Here is a 19,757-nt window from a genome sequence, read left to right on the forward strand (position 1 = left end):
CAAAGCTATGACTGAAACCACTTCCGCCTTTGGTTCGAGCCGCGTCAAGCGTGGTCTCGCCGACATGATGAAGGGCGGCGTCATCATGGACGTCGTCAACGCCGAGCAGGCTCGCATCGCCGAGGACGCCGGTGCTGTCGCCGTCATGGCCCTTGAGCGCGTTCCCGCCGACATCCGTTCCCAGGGTGGCGTTGCCCGCATGAGCGACCCCGACCTGATCGACAGCATCATCGCCGAGGTATCCATCCCGGTGATGGCCAAGGCGCGCATCGGCCACTTCGTCGAAGCTCAAATCCTTCAGGCCCTGAACGTCGATTACATCGACGAGTCCGAGGTGCTGAGCCCGGCTGACTACGTCAACCACATCGACAAGTGGAACTTCACGGTCCCGTTCGTCTGTGGCGCGACCAACCTGGGTGAGGCGCTTCGCCGCATCAACGAGGGCGCGGCCATGATCAGGTCCAAGGGCGAAGCCGGCACCGGCGACGTCTCGGAGGCCATGAAGCACATCCGCACCATCAAGGGTGAGGTCGCCCGCCTGTCGGCTCTGACCAAGGACGAACTGTACGTCGCCGCGAAGGAACTGCAGGCGCCGTACGAACTCGTCGCCGAGATCGCCGCCACCGGCAAGCTCCCCGTCGTGCTCTTCGTCGCGGGTGGCGTGGCCACCCCCGCCGACGCGGCCCTGATGATGCAGATGGGTGCGGACGGTGTATTCGTCGGCTCCGGCATCTTCAAGTCGGGCAACCCGCAGGCCCGCGCCAACGCCATCGTCAAGGCCGTCACCTTCTACGACGACCCCAGCGTCATCGCATCCGTCTCGCGCGGACTCGGCGAGGCCATGGTCGGCATCAACGTGTCCGATCTGGCTGCGCCGCACCGCCTCTCAGAGCGCGGCTGGTAGATACCCGTTCGTGAGCGTTGGAGTTCTCGCCCTGCAGGGTGACTTTCGTGAGCACGCCGAGGTACTGCGGTCCCTCGGCGCCGAAGTCGAACTCATCCGCCGCCCAGAGGAACTGGACCGCATCAGCGGGCTCGTGATCCCCGGCGGCGAATCCAGCGTCATGGACAAACTGGCCCGCGCGTTCGGCGTGGCGGAACCGCTGGCCGAGGCCGTGCGGGCCGGCCTGCCCGTCTACGGCACCTGCGCGGGCCTGATCATGCTCGCCGACACCGTCATCGACGGGATCGAAGGGCAGCAGAGCATCGGCGGCTTCGACATCGCCGTGCGTCGCAACGCCTTCGGTTCGCAGACGCTCTCTTTCGAGACCGACCTCGACGTGCCGGTGCTCGGTGAGCCGCCGGTGCACGCCATTTTCATCCGCGCCCCCGTGGTGGAGTCCGTCGGGACCCGGGCCCGCGCGATCGCCACGCTCTCGGACGGGCGCTGCGTCGCGGTCGAGCAGGACAACCTGCTCGGAACCTCATTCCACCCCGAGATCACCGGGGAGCACCGGTTCCACGACTATTTCCTGCAGAAGGTGGCCGCCGCCGGCTTCCGCTACTAGGCTCCGGTCATGGCCGGCTGGGTGGCGCTCCTGCGCGGAATCAACGTCAACGGGATCACGATCACGATGGCGGACCTGCGGGCCGTGTTCCGCGGGCTCGGCTACACGGATGTCCGCACGGTTCTGGCCAGCGGTAACGTGCTCTTCACGGCGGGCGAAACGGATGCCGCGGCCCTCAAGGCCACAATCGAACGCGCTCTCTCCGACAACTTCGGTTATCAGGCGTGGATCGTGCTGCTCGGCGTTGACGCACTCGACAGGGTGGCGCGGGCGTTCCCATTCGATGCGGAGCGGGACGGTTGGCATCCGTATGTCGTGTTCGGATCGGCGCGGACCGCGCTCGAGGAACTGCTCGAGGCGGCTGGGGAACCGGACCCGGAAACGGAGCAGGTTCGGCCCGGAACCGGCGTGCTCTACTGGCAGGTGCGCCGAAGCATCGGCATCAACAGTCCGTTCAGCAAGCTGAGCGGCAAGGCCCGCTACCGGTCGACGACCACCACCCGCAACCTCCGCACCCTGAACAAACTGATCGCCGCGGCCCCGGGCGCGTGAAGCCCGGCCCATCAGGCATCGCGGGTTAGAATGAGATGCACCCCACGGTGCAACGGCCAATGGCACCAGTAGTGCAGCGACCAGCACGGCGGCGGTACCCCCGCGCCAATCGACAGCCACGTCACGACAGCCAAAGACAACGGGAGACTCATGTCCGGACATTCCAAGTGGGCGACAACAAAGCACCAGAAGGCGGTCACCGACTCGCGTCGGGCCAAGGCCTTCGCCAAGTTGATCAAGAACATCGAAGTCGCGGCCCGCATGGGTGGCGCCGACCTGTCGGGCAACCCGACCCTGGTCGACGCGATCCAGAAAGCCAAGAAGACCTCTGTTCCCAACGACAACATTGACCGTGCCGTCAAGCGCGGCGCCGGCCTGTCTGGCGAAGTAGTCGACTACACCACCATCATGTATGAGGGTTACGCCGCGCACGGCGTCGCCGTCATGATCGAGTGTTTGACCGACAACAAGAACCGCGCGGCCGCCGAGGTGCGCACCACCATGTCCAGAAACGGCGGCAACATGGCCGACCCCGGCAGCGTCGCGTACAACTTCCACCGCAAGGGCATCGTCGTCGTGCCGAAGAGCAACGGCCTCAGCGAAGATGACGTGCTCCTCGCCGTGCTCGACGCGGGCGCCGAAGAGGTCGTCGACGACGGTGAGAAGTTCGAGGTTTTCAGCGAAGCGCACGATCTCGTCCCGACCCGGACCGCCCTGCAGACCGCCGGGATCGACTACGACTCCGCCGACATCGCGTTCGTGCCCCAGCTCAAGGTAGAGGTCGACGCCGAAACCGCCCGCAAGGTGTTCCGACTGATCGACGCCCTCGAAGAACTTGACGACGTGCAGAACATCTACAGTAACTACGACGTGTCGCCCGAGGTCGTCGCGGAGCTTCAGGCCGAAGCCGAGTAGCGCGCTGTGTCGGTCCGGGTTCTGGGCATCGATCCCGGGCTGACCCGCTGCGGCGTCGGAATCGTAGACGTCGCCGCCAACCGATCCGCGTCCCTGGTCGACGTGACCGTGCTGCGCAGCTCGCCGGACTTGCCGCTCGAGCAGAGGCTCCTGCTGATCAGCCGGGGCCTGGAAGACCTGCTCGACCGGCACAAGCCGGCGGTCGTCGCCATCGAGAGGGTGTTCGCTCAGGACAATGTCAGCACCGTGATGGGCACCGCCCAGCTGAGCGGCGTCGCGCTGCTCCTGGCCGCTCAGCGTGGGCTGACGGTCACCCTGCACACCCCGAGCGAGGTCAAGGCAGCCATCACCGGCTACGGGTCCGCCGACAAAGCCCAGGTCGGCGCCATGGTGGCGCGGGTGCTGGGCCTGGCCGAGGTGCCCAAGCCCGCGGATGCCGCGGACGCGCTGGCCATCGCGATCTGCCATGCCTGGCGCACCGGGGCGGCCGGCGGCACCCTGCCCACCAGCGCCGACGTGGTCCCCGGCACCCTGACCCCGGCCCAGAAGGCGTGGCGCACCGCCGAGCGCAGCGCAGTGTCGCCGGTGCCCCGTAGTCTGAAGCGGTGATTGCTTCCGTTCGTGGCCTTGTCCTGTCTGCCGTGGGTTCCACGGCCGTGATCGAGGTCGGGGGAGTCGGTCTGGCCGTACAGGTCACCCCGGCCACTGCGCTCTCCCTGCGCGTCGGCACGGAGGCCCGGCTTTCGACCACCCTTATCGTGCGCGAGGACTCGCTCACCCTCTTCGGATTCCCGTCCGCCGACGAACTCGAGGTCTTCGAGCTTTTGGTCGGCGTCACCGGGGTCGGCCCGAAATCGGCCCTCGGCGTACTCGCGGTGCTCAGCCCCGTCCAGATCGCGCAGGCCGTCTCGGCAGAAGACGACGGCGCTTTCCGCAAGGTCAGCGGCATCGGCCCGAAAACGGCCAAACTGATCGTGCTCTCCCTGGCCGGCAAGGTGTTCGTGACCGTCACGGCCGCGGCATCCGCCCGCCCGGAGCCCACCAGCGTGTCGGCGAACGTGCAGGCCGCCCTGATCGGGCTCGGCTGGTCGGAGAAGGTGGCCGCCGAGGCCGTCGACGAGACCCTCGCGGAGACCGTGGAACCCGGGCAGGTCGGCGTCGCAGCGCTCCTTCGCCTCGTACTCGTCAGGCTCGGCCCGGCCCAGCAGGCATCGGAGCGTCGCCCGTGACCGGCGCACAGGGTCTGGCCGGAGATCCCGGCGTGGAGCTCACCAAGCCGGAACTCGGGGGCGACGCCGAACTTGCCTTCGAGGGTGCCCTCCGTCCGCGCAGCCTCGGCGAGTTCGTCGGCCAGCAGAAGGTTCGCGGGCAGCTGCAGCTGCTCCTGACCGCCGCTACCATGCAGAGCCGCACTCCCGACCACATCCTTCTGGCCGGCCCGCCCGGACTCGGCAAGACCACTTTGGCCATGATCATCGCCTACGAGGGCAACCGCCCGCTGCGGATGTCCAGCGGCCCGGCCATCCAGCACGCCGGTGATCTGGCGGCGGTACTCTCCTCGCTGGTGCCCGGCGAGGTGCTGTTCATCGACGAAATCCACCGCATGGCCCGCTCCGCCGAGGAGATGCTCTATCTGGCGATGGAGGACTTCCGCATCGACATCATGGTCGGCAAAGGCGCCGGCGCCACCTCGGTTCCCCTCGACCTGGCACCGTTCACCCTGGTTGGCGCCACGACCCGGTCCGGACTGCTGCCCAACCCACTGCGCGACCGGTTCGGCTTCACCGCCCACCTCGAGTTCTACACCGACGACGAACTCGAGCAGGTGCTCGGCCGGGCAGCCAAGCTGCTCGACCTGTCGATCGACACGGCCGCCACCGCCGAGATCGCCGGTCGGTGCCGCGGCACGCCCAGAATCGCCAACCGCCTGCTCCGGCGGGTGCGGGACTACGCGCTGGTGCACGGTGGAGACGCCGATGTGGCCGCGGTGCACGCGGCTCTCGAGCTGTACGACGTCGACGCCATCGGGCTCGACCGGCTCGACCGGGAGGTGATGCGCATCATCCTGACCCGTTTTGGGGGAGGGCCGGTGGGTCTGAACACGCTCGCGGTGTCCGTGGGGGAGGAGTCCGAGACCATCGAGGCCGTCGTGGAGCCGTTCCTGGTGCGGATCGGCTTCCTGATGCGCACCCCGCGCGGCCGGGTGGCGACCGCGGAAGCGTGGCGGCATTTCGGCCTGACGGCGCCTCTGGTGGGCGGGCCGCCAATCCCTCTTATGCTGGATGACCTATAATTCGAGTTGGTTCGCTTCGAACCACTCGTGCTGGTTCCCCCGAGCCAGACGCACAGACTTCGGCCCTCGCGCCGCAACCGGAAGGTCCCACAGTTTTATGGATCCGTTGACTCTCGTCATGCTCGCCGTTCTCGCGGCGCTCGTGTTCTTCATGTTCCGCAACAGCCGCAAACGCCAGAAGGACCTCGCTGCCCTGCAGGCCCAGATGGTCGTCGGCGCCGAGGTCATGACCAACTTCGGCATGTACGGAACCATTCTCGCGATTGACGAGGAGGCGAACAAGGTTGCCCTCGAGATCGCTCCGGGAACCGTCGTGCAGCTGCACCGTCAGACCATCGCCCGCGTGGTGGAACCGATCGTGGCCGAGCCCGAAGATGAGGGCGTCGCCGAGCTGAACCAGGGCAGCGCCACCGTTATGGGCGAACCTGACTTCGGTCAGCGCGTCGCCGACACCGACGAAGAGCCTAAAAAGGGCGACGCCTAACCAATCCCTCTCCATGCCCGCGCCTCGGCGCGGGCATGAGCATGAGCATAGAAAGCTGAGTTCTCTGGTGGCAAAGTCGTCTCCGGCCAAGAAGGCCTGGCGTTCCCTCACGTGGCTGGGTGTGATCATCGTCGGCCTGATTGCGCTCAACACGGCCGGCGTGCTCACCGGCGGCGGATCCTGGACGCCCAAGCTGGCCCTGGACCTCGAGGGCGGCACGCAGATCATCCTCGCGCCGAAGCTCGAGTCCGGGCAGTCCGTCTCCTCGGAGCAGCTCAACGAGGCCGTGAAGATCATTCGGCAGCGCATCGACTCGGCAGGCGTCTCCGAGGCGGAGATCAACACCCAGGGCGGCCAGAACATCGTCGTGTCCATCCCCGGCGTGCCGGACGACGCGACGATCAACCGAATCGAGTCCTCAGCCAAGCTCGAGTTCCGCCCGGTGCTCGTGGCCGGTGCCCCGTCCGCGGCCAGCGTCGGTGAAAACGTTGTCGGAGAGGACGGGGTCGCGACCCCGGTACCGACCCCCACGGTCGACCCGAGTCTGGAAAGCACCCCGACCGCGGTGCCCACCGACGGGAGCGACCTGAACTGGATCACCCCCGCGCTCCAGGCCCAGTACGAGGCCTTCGATTGCAGCAAGATCGATACCACCAATGTGGCACCGGCGGCGGAGCCGCTTGTCACCTGTGAGGCCGACGGCTCCATCAAGTACATCCTCGGCCCGGTCGAAGTCAGCGGCGAGAACGTCTCCGACGCGACCAACGGCCAGCAGACCACGCAGAGCGGCGCCACGACCGGTGAATGGGTCGTCAACATCACCTTCGACGGAACCGGAACCAAGGCCTTCGCCGACGTCAGCACCCGGCTGAATGCGCTCACCGCAGCGCAGAACCAGTTCGCGATCGTGCTCGACGGCAACGTCATCTCGGCCCCGCGCACCCTGGCGGCCATCACCGACGGCAACGCGCAGATCAGCGGTGACTTCGACCAGGACTCGTCGAAGGCCCTCGCCGACCAGCTCAAGTTCGGCGCCCTGCCGATCAGCTTCACGGTGCAGAGCCAGGACACCATCTCGGCGACCCTGGGCTCGAGCCAGCTCACCGGCGGCCTGATCGCAGGCCTGATCGGACTCGTACTGGTCGTGCTCTACTCGCTGATCCAGTATCGCCTGCTCGGCCTCGTCACCGTGGCGTCGCTCACGGTCGCCGCGATCATCACCTACCTGCTGATCACGATCCTGTCCTGGCGCGAGGGCTACCGGCTGTCGTTGGCCGGCGTCGCGGGTCTGATCGTCGCGATCGGCATCACCGCCGACTCCTTCATCGTCTACTTCGAGCGGGTGCGTGATGAGCTGCGGGACGGACGAGGGCTCGAATCCTCCGTCGAGGCCGGCTGGAAGCGCGCCCTGCGCACCATCCTCGCCTCCGACGCGGTCAACATCTTGGCCGCCGGCGTCCTGTTCATCGTCGCCGTCGGCAACGTCAAGGGCTTCGCCCTCACCCTGGGGCTGACCACCCTCGTCGACGTGCTCGTGGTCATGCTCTTCACCCACCCGATGCTCCAGCTGCTGGCGCGCACGAAGTTCTTCAGCGACGGACACAAGTTCAGCGGCCTCGACCCGCGGGCCCTGGGCGCGACCTACCGCGGGCGGGCGAAATTCCGTCCCTCGGATGACCTCCCTTCCGCCAAACTGTCCTCGGCCAGCCGTGAGGCAGCCAAGCGCCAGACCATCGCCGAGCGCAAGGCGTCAGAACTCGTCGGTTCCAGTGCGGATCGAACGACCGACGGGAAGGATTCCTAATGGCTAGCTTTTCCCAGTTCGGCAACGACCTGCACACCGGCAAGCGCTCGTTCGACATCGTCGGGCGGCGCAAGACCTGGTACCTGGTCGCGGTCGTGGCACTCTTCGTGGCCATCGTCGTTCCCCAGCTGCGTGGCGGCTTCGTCTTCGGCATCGAGTTCACGGGAGGCTCCGAGTTCAAGATCTCCCAGGTCGCCGACCAGGACCAGCGAGCTGCCGCCGATGCCGTGACCGAGGTCGTCCCGTTGGCGACGCCCAGGGTGTCGAGCGTCAGCACCACCGGCATCCGCGTGCAGACCGACCAGCTTACCAGCGACGAGACTCGGGAGATTCGCGCCGCGCTGGCGGATGCCTACGCCGTGCCGATCGAGCAGGTCACCGCGTCCTTCATCGGTCCGGTCTGGGGCCAGGACATCACCGGCCAGGCCGTGCGCGGACTCCTCATCTTCCTCGTGCTCGCCGCCATCGGCATGGCACTGTACTTCCGCACCTGGAAGATGTCGGTCGCGGCCATGACCGCGCTGATGCACGACCTCGTCATCACCGCCGGGATCTACGGCATCACCGGTTTCGAAATCACCCCGGCCGCCGTGATCGGATTTCTCACGATCCTCGGCTACTCGCTCTACGACACGGTCGTGGTCTTCGACAAGATCCGCGAGAACACCTCGGAGGCGGGCGCCGAGACGCGCACGTTGGCCGAATCCGTGAACCTGGCCGTCAACCAGACCCTGGTGCGCTCGATCAACACCTCCGTCGTCGCGGTGCTGCCGGTCGCCTCGATCCTCTTCATCGGAACGCTCGTGCTCGGGGCAGGAACCCTTCGGGACATCTCGTTGGCACTTCTGATCGGCATCGTCGCCGGCGCCTACTCGACGATCTTCATCGCGTCGCCGCTGTACGCTCAAATCCGCTCCGCGGAGCCGGCCGTGCGCCGGGCCGACCAGAAGGTTCTCGCCCAGCGGGCGAAGGCCGGCCCCGCGCTGAAGGTGGCCGCCGAAGTCAGCACCTAGTCGGCCCCGATCACCGCCGGAGGAGGCCCGCACCCGAGCCGGAAGTGGTACCCGATCCGGCTCGGGAGCAGTAATAATTGATCAAGCGGATGGAGGTGGCCAGATGACCGAACTGACGACTCCTCCTGCCTACCCGGCTCCGCTCCCGCCGGCATCCTTGCGGCGCCTCGTGCCTCGGATCTTTTCCCGGGCCCAGCCGGTCGGCGCGGTCGACACGCTGCTGAAGACCGTGCGGATGCACCATCCCAAGGTGGACCTCTCGATCATCGAGCGGGCCTACGTCACCGCGGAGCAGGCGCATGAGGGCCAGTTTCGCCGCAGCGGAGAGCCGTACGTCACACATCCGGTCGCGGTCGCGCAGATCCTGGCGGATCTGGGCATCGGCCCCAAGACCGTCTCGGCGGCACTGCTGCACGACACCGTGGAGGACACCGAGTACACTCTCGACCAGTTGCGGCACGATTTCGGCGACGAGATCACCATGCTGGTCGACGGCGTCACCAAGCTGGACAAGGTCAAGTACGGCGACAGCACCCAGGCCGAGACCGTGCGCAAGATGATCGTGGCGATGTCTAAGGACATTCGTGTGCTGATCATCAAGCTCGCCGACCGGCTGCACAACGCGCGCACGTGGGGATTCGTGCCTGCCGAGTCCGCGGTTCGGAAGGCGACCGAGACGCTGGAGATTTACGCGCCGCTCGCGCATCGCCTGGGCATCCAGGCCATCAAGTGGGAGCTCGAAGACCTCTCGTTCGCGGTGCTGTACCCCAAGCTCTACGCCGAGATCGACAGTCTTGTCAAGCAGCGCACTCCGCAGCGCGAAGAGTTCGTGCAGCACGTCATCGACTCGATCGTCGACGACCTGAAGGCCGCCCGCATCCGGGGCAAGGTCGCCGGCCGGCCCAAGCAGTACTATTCGATCTACCAGAAGATGGTCGTGCGCGGGCGCGAGTTCGACGACATCTACGACCTGGTCGGCATTCGAGTTCTCGTCAACTCGGTGCGGGACTGCTACGCGGTTCTCGGCGCAATCCACGCCCGGTGGACGCCGCTTCCCGGCCGGTTCAAGGACTACATCGCCACCCCCAAATTCAACCTGTACCAGTCGCTGCACACCACGGTTCTCGGCCCGAGCGGGCGCGCCGTGGAGATCCAGATCCGCACCCAGGAAATGCACCAGCGCGCCGAATTCGGCGTGGCCTCGCACTGGAAGTACAAGGAGCAGACCACCGGCAAGAGTTCCGGTCCGGGCCCGCAGAGCGACACCGACATGGCTTGGCTCGCCCACATCTCCGACTGGCAGGCCGAAACGGCCGACCCGGGAGAGTTCCTCGACTCGCTGCGCTACGAGATCGGCGCCAAAGAGGTCTACGTCTTCACCCCCAAGGGCCGGGTGATCGGTCTGCCGGCCGACGCCACCCCGGTCGACTTCGCCTACGCCGTGCACACCGAGGTCGGCCATCGCACCATGGGCGCCAAGGTCAACGGGCGCCTCGTCCCGCTGGAGAGCCCTCTCGTCACCGGTGACGTCGTCGAGGTGTTCACGTCGAAGAATCCCGACTCCGGGCCGAGCAAGGACTGGCTGAACTTCGTCAAGAGCCCCAGGGCTCGCAACAAGATCCGCCAGTGGTTCACCAAGGAGCGCCGCGACGAGGCGATCGAGCAGGGCCGCGACGCCATCGCACGCGCTATGCGCAAGCAGAACCTGCCGCTGCAGAAACTGATGAACCAGGACTCCTTCGCCGAGGTTGCCGCGGTGATGAAGTATGAAGACGTCTCTGCGCTGTACGCCGCCGTCGGCGAGGGGCATGTGTCGACGCAGTCGGTGCTGGAGAAGGTGGTTGCCACCCTGCAGAGCGTCGAGGAGAGCGACGCCACGGACCTGCCGTTCGCGCCCCACGGCCGCACCCAGACGCTCCGCAACAGCGACTCGGGCATCCTCGTGCGCGGCGCCCCCGACATCCTGGTGAAGCTTGCCCGGTGCTGCACTCCCGTGCCGGGCGACAAAGTCGTGGGGTTTATCACGCGCGGCGCTGGGGTATCGGTGCACCAGGCATCCTGTCGCAACGTGCAGTCCCTGCTCAAGGAACCCGAGCGCATGATCGACGTCGATTGGGCGCCCACTTCCAAGAGCCTGTTCCTGGTGCAGATCCAGATCGAGGCTCTCGACCGCTCCGGGCTGCTTTCCGACGTCACCCGGGTGCTGTCGGAGCATCACGTCAACATCCTGTCGGCGACGGTGCACACCTCCTCCGACCGACTCGCGATCAGCCGGTTCGTCTTCGAGATGGGCGACACCACGCACCTCGATCGCGTGCTCAATGCGGTGCGCCGTATCGACGCCGTTTATGACGTCTATCGCGTCAACGAGGGCTGAGCGGCCATTCAGCTCGCATTGGCCTCCCGTTAGAGACATCAGGTGGGGCGCGGATGCTCGTCGAGGTACCGTTGCACCTCCCGCAGTCGGGTGAGGGCCGGAGCCTTGAACGGCAGGTTGGGTGCCGCGCATAGGCGACTCGCCGGGTCGGTGCTGGTGCAGCCGGCCAGGCGCAGCAGGGCGGCGATCAGGGCAACCCGGTCACCGTCGGTGGGCTCGTCGTGCCAGCGGACGAGGTCGACGGCGGTGCGCAGGGGCAGCGTGACCCGGAGGCCGGAGATCGCCTGAAGCTGGTCGGACGGGCAGCTCACCTCGCGGATCTGCATTCGGGGTGACGGGACCAGTTTCATTCGGGCGGAACTCTGCACGCAGAAGTGGTGGCGGCGAGGTTCCGGCGCCAGACCGTAGATCCAGGCAGCGGTCATCCGCTCGGCGATGGCCCTTGGGGACGCAAGCAGCAACCCGACGGCTCGGGCGCGTCGCACCCGGTCATCGACCTCGTCGACCGGGCACCAAAAGTCGCCCAGGGTGAAGAGTTCCCCGTCGAGACGGGCGCCGCACAGCTCCGCAAGCGGCAGGTCCTGGGCAGAGAGCACCACGGGAAGGCGTGAGTTCATCGATTGTGGGTTCATCGACTCAGCGTGCGCCGGGTGTGTTCTCCCGCCCACAAAAAGCGGGGATCTGTGGACAGATCCCCGCTGGTCGTGCTGTGGACGGCCGGGCTATTGGCCGATGGCCTTCAGCCACGCCTTGCGGGTCTCGAGAGCCTCGGTGGCTTCCGTGATCGCCGCGGCATCCCCGCCGGCCTGCGCCGCGGCCAGTTCGGCCTCGAGCTTGACGATGGCATCGTTCAGCTGGCCGGCCAGACCCTCGGCGCGAGCCTTGGTCTCCGGGTTGTTGCGCTTCCAGTGGTCGTCGTCGAGCTTGCGCACGGCTGCCTCAACCTTGCGCATGCGGTCCTCGATGGACTTGACCGAGTCGCGCGGAACCTTGCCGATGGCGTCCCACCGGCGCTGGATGGAGCTCAGCGAGCTGCGCGCCTTGGCGCGGTCCGTCTCGGCCAGCAGAAGTTCGGCTTCGGTGAGCAGCTCGACCTTAAGAGTCAGGTTTCCCGCGAACTCCTCGTCGTCGTGCGCGTCGATTTCGGACTTGACCGAGTAAAGCACGTCGCCGGCTGCCTTGAACTTGGCCCACATGGCGTCGTCCTGCTTCTTGCCGCTGCGACCCGCGAGCTTCCACTCGTCGAGCAGATTGCGATAGCCCGGGATGCCATCGGCGCCCTTGGGGGCGAGGGCCTCGGCCTGTTCGATCAGGTGCTGCTTGCGGTTGCGAACGTCCTTGTGGGCGCTGTCCAACTCGGCGAAGAATGCCTTGCGGTTCTGCTCGATCGTGGTGCGGGCCGCGCGGAACCGCTTCCAGAGGTCATTGGCCTCGCCCTTGGGAATGCGCGGAGCATCGTGCTGGTGGGCCTGCCATTTCGCGAACAGGGCTTCCAGAGCAGCGCTGGTCTGCTTCCACTGCGTCTTAGCCGGGTCTTCGGCGGCGAGAGCCTCGGCCTCGGCGACGATCGCGGCACGCTCGGCGACGGCGGCGGTCGCTGCAGCCTTCGCTTCGGCGCCCTGCTGCTCGGTGAGCTCGGTCACCGCGCCGCCGAGGGCACCCAGGCGGGTGGCCAGGGCTGCCAGGTTGCCGACCGCGTTGGCGTTCGCCACGGCCTCGGTCAGATGTTTGACGGACTTCGCGATATCTGCGGCAGGTGCGCCACCCTTGGCGCGCTGTTCGAGAAGCGTGACTTGGCCGTTGAGCTCAACGTATTTCCGTTCGAAGTAGGCAAGCGCCTCTTCCGGCGTCGCGTCGGGATACTGTCCCACGGCGCGCTCGCCTGTCGCTTCGCGCACGTAAACCGTGCCGGTTTCGTCTACGCGACCCCATGGTTGCTGATCTGTCGTAGTCAAGAGCCTCACCTTATCGATGTCGTTGTGTGCTCACAAGTGAGCCAATACCCGGTCAAGCCTATTGCAAGCCCGCGCGCTGTTCGTCTGTTCTACTGAACTGATACCTGAGTGATGCTGGTCGGCACCTGAGGGGTGCCGTCCGAAGAGCCGTCGGCGACGCCGGCAGCCGTGATCTGCGCTTTGATTTCGTCCAGTCCATCGGTCACCCGGCCGAGCACCGTGTAGCCGCCGACCGCGTCGGCGGGGATGGTCGTGTCGTCGTAGACGATGAAGAACTGGCTGCCCATACTGTAGGCGTTGCCGCCCTGGCGGGCCATGGCCAGTGTGCCGGCTGGGTACACATCGTCGGCCGGGGCGTTTTCAATCGGTCCATAACTGTAGCCGGGGCCACCCGATCCCGTTCCGGTCGGGTCCCCGCACTGCAGCACGAAGAAACCGCCGTCGGTGAGCCGGTGGCAGGTCACGTCCTGGTAGAAGCCGGTGGTGATCAGGTTGATGGTCGAGGACACCGCCTGAGGGGCGAGGGCTCCATCGAGCTCGATCTCGAGCGGAATGCCGTTGAGGGCCAGCGTGCCGGTCCAGGTGCGGTCTTCCGCCAGGGTGCTGGGCGGCACCTCGCCGCTGTTCGCGCTGTCGAACGGTGCGGCCGACGCGGAGGGGGAAGCGGTGTCGGCCACGGAGGGTGCCGGGCTGCCGGGGCCTCCGGTGAAGAACAGCACCTGGGCGCCAACGGCCAGCGCCACGACCACGGCCACGCTGACGCCGGCGATGAGGTTGTCCCGCCGGCGCCGCTTCACTTGGTGCGCATTCACCGAACGCCGGGCCTGAAAGGCGCGTACACGCACGCGCGCCTCGCGGGCTTCACGTTCTTGCTTCTTGTTCGGTACCACGTCGTAGCCTCCAGGCGGCCTCCATCGGAAGGCCCGATCGAACGGGGACGGCTCCAGCGTCTGGCGCCCGAACCATGTTGAACTCTACGCAACCCGGAGAGGGCAAACAAACATCCGCTCCGGGCAGCACCGGTTCAGGATCGGCCCGGTCACCGGCACAAACTACGCTGGACCCATGGTGGATTCACAACCGGGACTGCGCAGCGGGGCCACACCCCTCGCCGTACGGATGCGCCCGACGAGCCTCGAGGAGGTCGCCGGTCAGAAGCATCTGCTCACACCGGGCTCCCCGCTGGTCAGCCTGGCCAGTGACAAGACAGGGGAGCAGGGCGCGATCTCCGTCATCCTGTGGGGCCCGCCCGGCACCGGCAAGACCACCCTGGCCCAGGCCATCGCGCGCAGCTCGGGCCGCCGGTTCGTCGAGCTGTCCGCCGTGTCGGCCGGAGTGCGGGACGTGCGCCAGGTAATGGAAGAGGCGCGCACCAGCCGGGACCTCTACGGACTCTCCACCGTGCTCTTCCTGGACGAGATCCACCGGTTCAGCAAGGCGCAGCAGGACGCTCTCCTGCCCGGGGTGGAGAACGGGGTCATCATCCTCGTGGCCGCCACCACCGAGAACCCGTCCTTCTCCGTCATCTCGCCGCTGCTGTCCCGCTCCCTACTGCTCACCCTCGAAACGCTCAGCGACGACGACCTCGCTGTCGTTGTCGACCGGGCCGTGGTCGACCCGCGCGGCCTGGCCGACCGGTTCGTGCTCGACCCCGAAGCCAGGGCCGCGATCATCCGGCTCGCGTCCGGTGACGCCCGACGGGCGCTGACCGCCCTGGAAGCTGGGTCGGTGGCGGCGGCGTCCTCCGTCGACGCCGAGTCCGACGCGAAGCCGGTCATCACCACCGAGGTGGTCGCCCTCGCTGTCGACCGTGCGCTTCTGCGCTACGATCGCAACGGCGACGAGCACTACGACGTCATCAGCGCCTTCATCAAATCGGTACGCGGCTCGGATGTCGACGCGTCCCTCCACTATCTCGCGCGCATGATCGAGGCCGGCGAAGATCCCCGGTTCATCTGCCGCCGCATCATCGTGCTGGCCTCCGAAGACATCGGCATGGCCGACCCGCAGGCGCTGGTGATCGCCATCGCCGCCGCCGACGCCGTGCAATACATCGGCATGCCCGAGGGCCGCATCCCGCTCGCCCAGGCCGTCGTGCACCTGGCCACCGCACCCAAGTCCAACGCGGCCTACATGGCCCTGGATGCGGCGATCGCCGACGTGCGGAATGGCAAGACCGGCCGGGTGCCCAAACCGTTGCGGGATGCGCACTACCCAGGCGCCAAACGCCTCGGCCACGGCAAGGGCTACAAGTATCCCCACGACGACGCCCTCGGCGTGCTGGCCCAGCAGTACCCGCCGGACGAGCTCGCCGAGGTGCGCTATTACGAGCCCACCGAGCATGGCCACGAGCGCGAGGTCTCGGCCCGCCTCGCCAAGTTGCGCAAGATCATCCGTGCCCGCTGAACGGAACGGCCGAACAACCCGATGTGCTAACCTGAACGCTGCCTACAAATGGAATCGGTATGCGGCTGCGTCCGATTCCGGATTTGATGGTTTCGCCCTGTAGCCGGGCGTCCCGTGGCACCACCCCTCTGAACTCCCATGACGTTGAGCCCGTGCTGTCTCATCGCGCGGCCGCCGCCCTGGTTTCCCCTTGTTTGCAGTTCCATCGAAAGGACACCGTGTCTACCAAGTCACGTACCCGCAGTAAGACCCGCCTCTCGCGGGCCCTGGGCATCGCCCTGACCCCGAAGGCCGCGCGCTATCTGGAGAAGCGTCCGTACGCCCCGGGCGAGCACGGTCGCACCAAGCGCAAGACCGACTCCGACTACGCTGTCCGCCTCCGCGAAAAGCAACGCTTACGCGCCCAGTACGGCATCCGCGAAGCCCAGCTCAAGATCGCGTTCGAGGAAGCTCGCCGCGCCCAGGGACTGACCGGTGAGAACCTCGTCGAGATCCTCGAGACCCGTCTCGACGCTCTTCTCGTTCGCTCCGCGATCGCCCGCACCACCGCCCAGGCCCGTCAGATGATCGTGCACCGTCACATCCTGATCGACGGCCAGCTGGTCGACCGTCCCTCCTTCCGCGTGAAGCCGGGACAGCTCATCCACGTCAAGCCCAAGAGCGAGGCCATGGAGCCGTTCCAGGTCGCAGCCGCCGGCGGTCACGTCGACGTTCTGCCCAAGCTCCCCGCCTACCTCGAGGTCGAGATCGACAAGCTGCAGGCCCGCCTCGTGCGCCGCCCGAAGCGCATCGAAATCCCCGTGACCTGTGAAGTCCAGCTCGTCGTCGAGTACTACGCGGCCCGCTAGGCTCCTTTTCACCCGCACCGCCGTCAGGCGCTGCAACTGAACTACGCTGGAGAGCGGATCACCCTGGGGTGGTCCGCTCTTTGCGTACGCGCACCAAGCTCGTGAATGTCGAATCTGGAATGGATGGTTGGTCAATGTCTGGTGGAGATATTGTCGGGCTCGTGTTCGCCGCTGCCTTCCTGATGTTGGTCGGGTTCCTGGCCCTGCCCCTGGTCAAGCTCGGCCGCGTCTTCGACGAGACGACGGTGGCCATCCGCGACCTGACCCACACCGTCACCCCACTGCTCGAGGAATCCACCAAGACCATTCGGGAGACCAACGCGCAGTTGGCCCGGGTGGACACCATCACCTCGAACGTGGCGGATGTCACGGGCAACGTCTCCGCCCTGGTCGCCCTCGTCGCGGCGACCGTCGGCGGCCCGCTGGTCAAACTGGCCGGCTTCTCCGCGGGGGTTCGCGCGGCGCTGAGGGCTGCCCGCCCGGGCGGCACCCGCCGCCGCCGCCACAGGTAGTCGGGTACTCTGGAACGGAGCCGGCCCGTCAGGGATTCGCCGGTCAGACGGTCGTTCCAGACGTTCAACCGCCGTGAACCGACCTTTTCACCACTTTTCAGGGTCTCCACACATATTCAGGGAGCATTGCTATGAAGAATTTCATCTGGTTTGTCGTCGGTGTCACCACGGGGCTGCTCATCGCCCGCGAAGCCGGCAAGACGCGTCAGGGGAAGCAATTCTTCGCCGATCTGGACACCAAAGCGCGCGAGTTCGGTGAGGCCATCTCGGACGGCTACCGCAAGCGTGAGGCCGAGCTGCGGGATGCCATCGGCGACATCGAGTCGGAGACCGAAATCACGATCGAAAAACTCGCCAAGTAAGTACTCGCCAAGTACGCGCTCGCCAGGTAGGTATCATCCATATCTTTTCCACTACAACGAACTACGGAACTAATGCAGACTGCTGAAATTCGCGGGCGCTGGCTCGACTTCTTCGCCGATCGCGGTCACACCGTCGTCCCCTCCGCTTCGCTTGTCAGCGACGACCCCACACTCCTGTTCACGGTGGCCGGGATGGTTCCGTTCGTACCGTATTTGACCGGTCTCGTGCCGCCCCCCTACCCGCGAGCGACGAGTGTTCAGAAATGCATCCGCACCAACGACATCGAAGAGGTCGGCAAGACCCCGCGTCACGGCACCTTCTTCCAGATGAACGGCAACTTCTCGTTCGGCGACTACTTCAAGGAACAGGCGATCGGTTACGCCTGGGAACTGCTCACCAGCTCGGATGCCGACGGCGGTTACGGCTTCGCCGAGAAGGACCTCTGGGTCACCGTCTACGAGGACGACGACGAGGCCTTTCGGTACTGGCGCGCCCTCGGCCTGCCCGAGCACCGCATCCAGCGTCTCGGCATGGACTCCAACTACTGGTCGACCGGTCAGCCCGGGCCCGCCGGACCCTGCTCCGAGATCTTCTTCGACCGCGGCCCGGCCTACGGCATCGACGGCGGCCCGGCCACCGACGACGACCGGTACGTCGAAATCTGGAACCTCGTCTTCATGCAGTACCTCCGCGGCGAGGGCACCAGCAAGAACGACTTTGTCATCCTCGGCGACCTGCCGAAGAAGAACATCGACACCGGCATGGGGCTCGAACGTGTCGCCTTCCTCAAACAGGGCGTTCAGAACATGTACGAGATCGACCAGGTGCGCCCGGTCCTCGACCGGGCCGCGGAACTGTCCGGTCGCCGCTACGGGGCCGTTCACGACGACGACGTGCGGATGCGCATCGTCGCCGACCATGTGCGGTCGTCCCTGATGCTGATGAGCGACGGAGTGATGCCGTCCAACGAGGGCCGCGGGTACATCCTGCGCCGCCTGATGCGCCGCAGCGTGCGCGCCATGCGCCTCCTCGGCGTCGACGCCGCGACCTTTCCCGAATTGTTTCCGGCCTCGCGCGACGCCATGGCCGGCGCGTACCCCGAGATCAAGGCGGACTACGCCCGCATCAGCCAGGCTGCGTATGCCGAAGAGGAGACCTTCCTGCGCACCCTCGCCAGTGGCAGCGCCGTGCTCGACCTCGCCGTCGCGAAGACCAAGAAGGCCGACAAGGTCGTTCTGCCGGGCGACACCGCGTTCCTCCTGCATGACACCTACGGCTTCCCGATCGAGATCACCCTCGAGATGGCCGAGGAGGCCGGGCTCAGCGTCAACCGCGAGGCCTTCGACACGCTGATGGCCAAGCAGCGCGCGATGGCCAAGGCCGACGCCAAGGCCAAGAAGACGCACCTCGCCGACCTGTCGGTCTACAGCGCATTCCGCGCGGCGGGGGAGACCGTCTTCACGGGCTACGACGCTCTGCAGACCGAATCCAGCGTGCTTGGGATCATCGTCAACGGTCTCTCCGTCGACCGCGCCGTCTCCGGTGACATCGCCGAGGTGATCCTCGCCGAGACGGCCCTGTACGCGGAGTCCGGCGGCCAGGAGGCCGATGCCGGTTTGATCGTGGGCACCGGCTACGAGCTCGAGGTGCTCGACGTGCAGAAGCCCGTCAAGGGCCTGATCAGTCACAAGGTTCAGGTGCGGACCGGCGAAGTCGGCGTCGGGGACTCCGCCACCAGCGTCGTCGACCCCGACTGGCGCCGCGGTGCCCGACAGGCGCACTCCGGCACACACGTGCTGCATGCCGCCCTCCGCCAGGTGCTCGGCCCGAACGCCCACCAGTCCGGCTCGTACAACAAGGCCGGCTTCTTCCGCCTCGACTTCTCCTGGAACCAGGCACTGTCCCCGGCGACCCGAAGCGAGATCGAAGAGATCTCCAACAACGCCATCCGGGACAACCTGCCCGTGCTCACCCGGGAGCTGCCCCTGGCCGAGGCGAAGGCGCTCGGCGCGATGGCCCTGTTCAGCGAGAAGTACGGCGACCGAGTGCGCGTCGTCGATATCGGCGGCCCCTGGTCTCGCGAACTCTGCGCGGGAACCCACGTCGCCTCCAGCGCCGAGATCGGCATGATCAACCTTGTCAGCGAGGGTTCTGTCGGTTCCACGAACCGCCGGGTGGAGTCGTTGGTCGGCCTCGAGGCCTTCCGCGACCTGGCCGCCGAGCGCGCCCTCGTCTCCCAGCTGACCTCACACCTGAAGACGCCGCGGGAGCAGTTGCCAGAGCGCATCAACGAGCTCGTGCAGAGCCTCAAGGCCGCCGAGAAGAAGATCGCCGCGTTCGAGGCGCGGGCCCTCTCCGACAGGGTGCCGGCCCTCGTCGCCTCGGCAAAGCTGGCCGGTTCCGTCAATGTCGTGGCCGAGCAGGTCGGCACGCTGGGCTCCGCTGACGACCTGCGGATGCTGGTCACAGCCACCCGCACGCAGCTCGGCAGCACGCCGGCGGTCGTAGCCCTCGCGGCCGTGGTCGCCGACAAGCCCGTCGTCATCGTGGCCACCAACCCCGCGGCCCGGGAGGCCGGCCAGCGTGCGGGAGCCCTGGCGAAGCAGGTCGCCGGCATCCTCGGCGGCGGCGGCGGCGGCAAGGACGACCTCGCCCAGGGCGGCGGCACCGACGCAGCAGCCATCCCGAACGCCCTCGCGGCCGTTCGATCCGCCGTAGCAGGCTGAA

The 19,757-nt window shown here is 66.8% G+C and carries 19 protein-coding genes; 16 read left to right on the forward strand and 3 right to left on the reverse strand.

What is annotated here, in order from left to right:
* Positions 1-7: 7 nt before the first annotated feature.
* The 11 genes from pdxS (at position 8) to E3O28_RS02115 (ending at position 10,946) form a co-directional block, all read left to right on the forward strand.
* The gene (gene pdxS, locus E3O28_RS02065) at positions 8-904 is read left to right on the forward strand and encodes a pyridoxal 5'-phosphate synthase lyase subunit PdxS (RefSeq protein WP_104100483.1); all 897 of its coding nucleotides are present in this window, start codon (positions 8-10) and stop codon (positions 902-904) included.
* 10 nt (positions 905-914) lie between these two features.
* Entirely contained in the window at positions 915-1,508 is a 594-nt protein-coding gene (gene pdxT, locus E3O28_RS02070) for a pyridoxal 5'-phosphate synthase glutaminase subunit PdxT (protein ID WP_134371513.1), read from the forward strand.
* A 9-nt stretch (positions 1,509-1,517) separates the two neighbouring features.
* On the forward strand, positions 1,518-2,060 hold the full coding sequence (locus tag E3O28_RS02075; protein WP_134371515.1) for a DUF1697 domain-containing protein: 543 nt from the start codon (positions 1,518-1,520) through the stop codon (positions 2,058-2,060).
* 150 nt (positions 2,061-2,210) lie between these two features.
* On the forward strand, positions 2,211-2,975 hold the full coding sequence (locus E3O28_RS02080; protein WP_134342474.1) for a YebC/PmpR family DNA-binding transcriptional regulator: 765 nt from the start codon (positions 2,211-2,213) through the stop codon (positions 2,973-2,975).
* A 6-nt stretch (positions 2,976-2,981) separates the two neighbouring features.
* On the forward strand, positions 2,982-3,584 hold the full coding sequence (gene ruvC / locus E3O28_RS02085) for a crossover junction endodeoxyribonuclease RuvC (protein ID WP_134400855.1): 603 nt from the start codon (positions 2,982-2,984) through the stop codon (positions 3,582-3,584).
* Positions 3,581-4,204: a Holliday junction branch migration protein RuvA gene (gene ruvA, locus E3O28_RS02090; protein WP_134342473.1), complete on the forward strand. Its 624-nt coding sequence runs from the start codon at positions 3,581-3,583 to the stop codon at positions 4,202-4,204. Before ruvC ends, ruvA begins: the two co-directional genes overlap by 4 nt.
* A gap of 32 nt (positions 4,205-4,236) precedes the next feature.
* Entirely contained in the window at positions 4,237-5,268 is a 1,032-nt protein-coding gene (gene ruvB, locus E3O28_RS02095; protein WP_104100564.1) for a Holliday junction branch migration DNA helicase RuvB, read from the forward strand.
* A 118-nt stretch (positions 5,269-5,386) separates the two neighbouring features.
* Positions 5,387-5,752: a preprotein translocase subunit YajC gene (yajC, locus tag E3O28_RS02100; protein WP_233191352.1), complete on the forward strand. Its 366-nt coding sequence runs from the start codon at positions 5,387-5,389 to the stop codon at positions 5,750-5,752.
* A gap of 67 nt (positions 5,753-5,819) precedes the next feature.
* Positions 5,820-7,556, forward strand: a complete 1,737-nt coding sequence (gene secD, locus E3O28_RS02105; RefSeq protein ID WP_104100490.1) for a protein translocase subunit SecD — start codon at positions 5,820-5,822, stop codon at positions 7,554-7,556.
* Entirely contained in the window at positions 7,556-8,569 is a 1,014-nt protein-coding gene (gene secF / locus E3O28_RS02110; RefSeq protein ID WP_104100491.1) for a protein translocase subunit SecF, read from the forward strand. Before secD ends, secF begins: the two co-directional genes overlap by 1 nt.
* A gap of 103 nt (positions 8,570-8,672) precedes the next feature.
* Complete coding sequence (locus tag E3O28_RS02115) at positions 8,673-10,946, forward strand: bifunctional (p)ppGpp synthetase/guanosine-3',5'-bis(diphosphate) 3'-pyrophosphohydrolase (RefSeq protein ID WP_104100492.1); 2,274 nt, start codon at positions 8,673-8,675, stop codon at positions 10,944-10,946.
* A gap of 38 nt (positions 10,947-10,984) precedes the next feature.
* Here E3O28_RS02115 and E3O28_RS02120 read toward each other — a convergent pair whose 3' ends face one another.
* The 3 genes from E3O28_RS02120 to E3O28_RS02130 all read right to left on the reverse strand — a co-directional run bounded on the left by E3O28_RS02120 (position 10,985) and on the right by E3O28_RS02130 (position 13,791).
* Entirely contained in the window at positions 10,985-11,563 is a 579-nt protein-coding gene (locus E3O28_RS02120; RefSeq protein ID WP_104100493.1) for a hypothetical protein, read from the reverse strand.
* A gap of 105 nt (positions 11,564-11,668) precedes the next feature.
* Complete coding sequence (locus E3O28_RS02125; RefSeq protein WP_134415101.1) at positions 11,669-12,901, reverse strand: DUF349 domain-containing protein; 1,233 nt, start codon at positions 12,899-12,901, stop codon at positions 11,669-11,671.
* Positions 12,902-12,990: 89 nt separating this feature from the next.
* Positions 12,991-13,791 carry a peptidylprolyl isomerase gene (locus tag E3O28_RS02130; RefSeq protein ID WP_134415102.1) on the reverse strand — a complete coding sequence of 267 codons (801 nt, stop codon included), beginning with the start codon at positions 13,789-13,791 and terminating at the stop codon, positions 12,991-12,993.
* Between the two features lie 175 nt (positions 13,792-13,966).
* Between E3O28_RS02130 and E3O28_RS02135 the strand changes: the two genes are divergently transcribed.
* From E3O28_RS02135 to alaS, 5 genes are all read left to right on the forward strand, one after another.
* A complete protein-coding gene (locus E3O28_RS02135) occupies positions 13,967-15,307 on the forward strand; it encodes a replication-associated recombination protein A (RefSeq protein ID WP_104100496.1) in 1,341 nt (446 codons plus the stop codon).
* Positions 15,308-15,525: 218 nt separating this feature from the next.
* Positions 15,526-16,155: a 30S ribosomal protein S4 gene (rpsD, locus tag E3O28_RS02140; RefSeq protein ID WP_104100497.1), complete on the forward strand. Its 630-nt coding sequence runs from the start codon at positions 15,526-15,528 to the stop codon at positions 16,153-16,155.
* A gap of 134 nt (positions 16,156-16,289) precedes the next feature.
* Complete coding sequence (locus tag E3O28_RS02145; RefSeq protein ID WP_134415103.1) at positions 16,290-16,667, forward strand: DUF948 domain-containing protein; 378 nt, start codon at positions 16,290-16,292, stop codon at positions 16,665-16,667.
* A 131-nt stretch (positions 16,668-16,798) separates the two neighbouring features.
* Complete coding sequence (locus E3O28_RS02150; RefSeq protein WP_104100499.1) at positions 16,799-17,029, forward strand: hypothetical protein; 231 nt, start codon at positions 16,799-16,801, stop codon at positions 17,027-17,029.
* Between the two features lie 72 nt (positions 17,030-17,101).
* Positions 17,102-19,756 carry an alanine--tRNA ligase gene (gene alaS, locus E3O28_RS02155; protein ID WP_104100500.1) on the forward strand — a complete coding sequence of 885 codons (2,655 nt, stop codon included), beginning with the start codon at positions 17,102-17,104 and terminating at the stop codon, positions 19,754-19,756.
* The last annotated feature ends 1 nt before the right edge of the window (position 19,757 follow it).

Source organism: Cryobacterium sp. TMT2-14 (assembly GCF_004402465.1).
Taxonomy (GTDB): Bacteria; Actinomycetota; Actinomycetes; order Actinomycetales; family Microbacteriaceae; genus Cryobacterium; species Cryobacterium sandaracinum.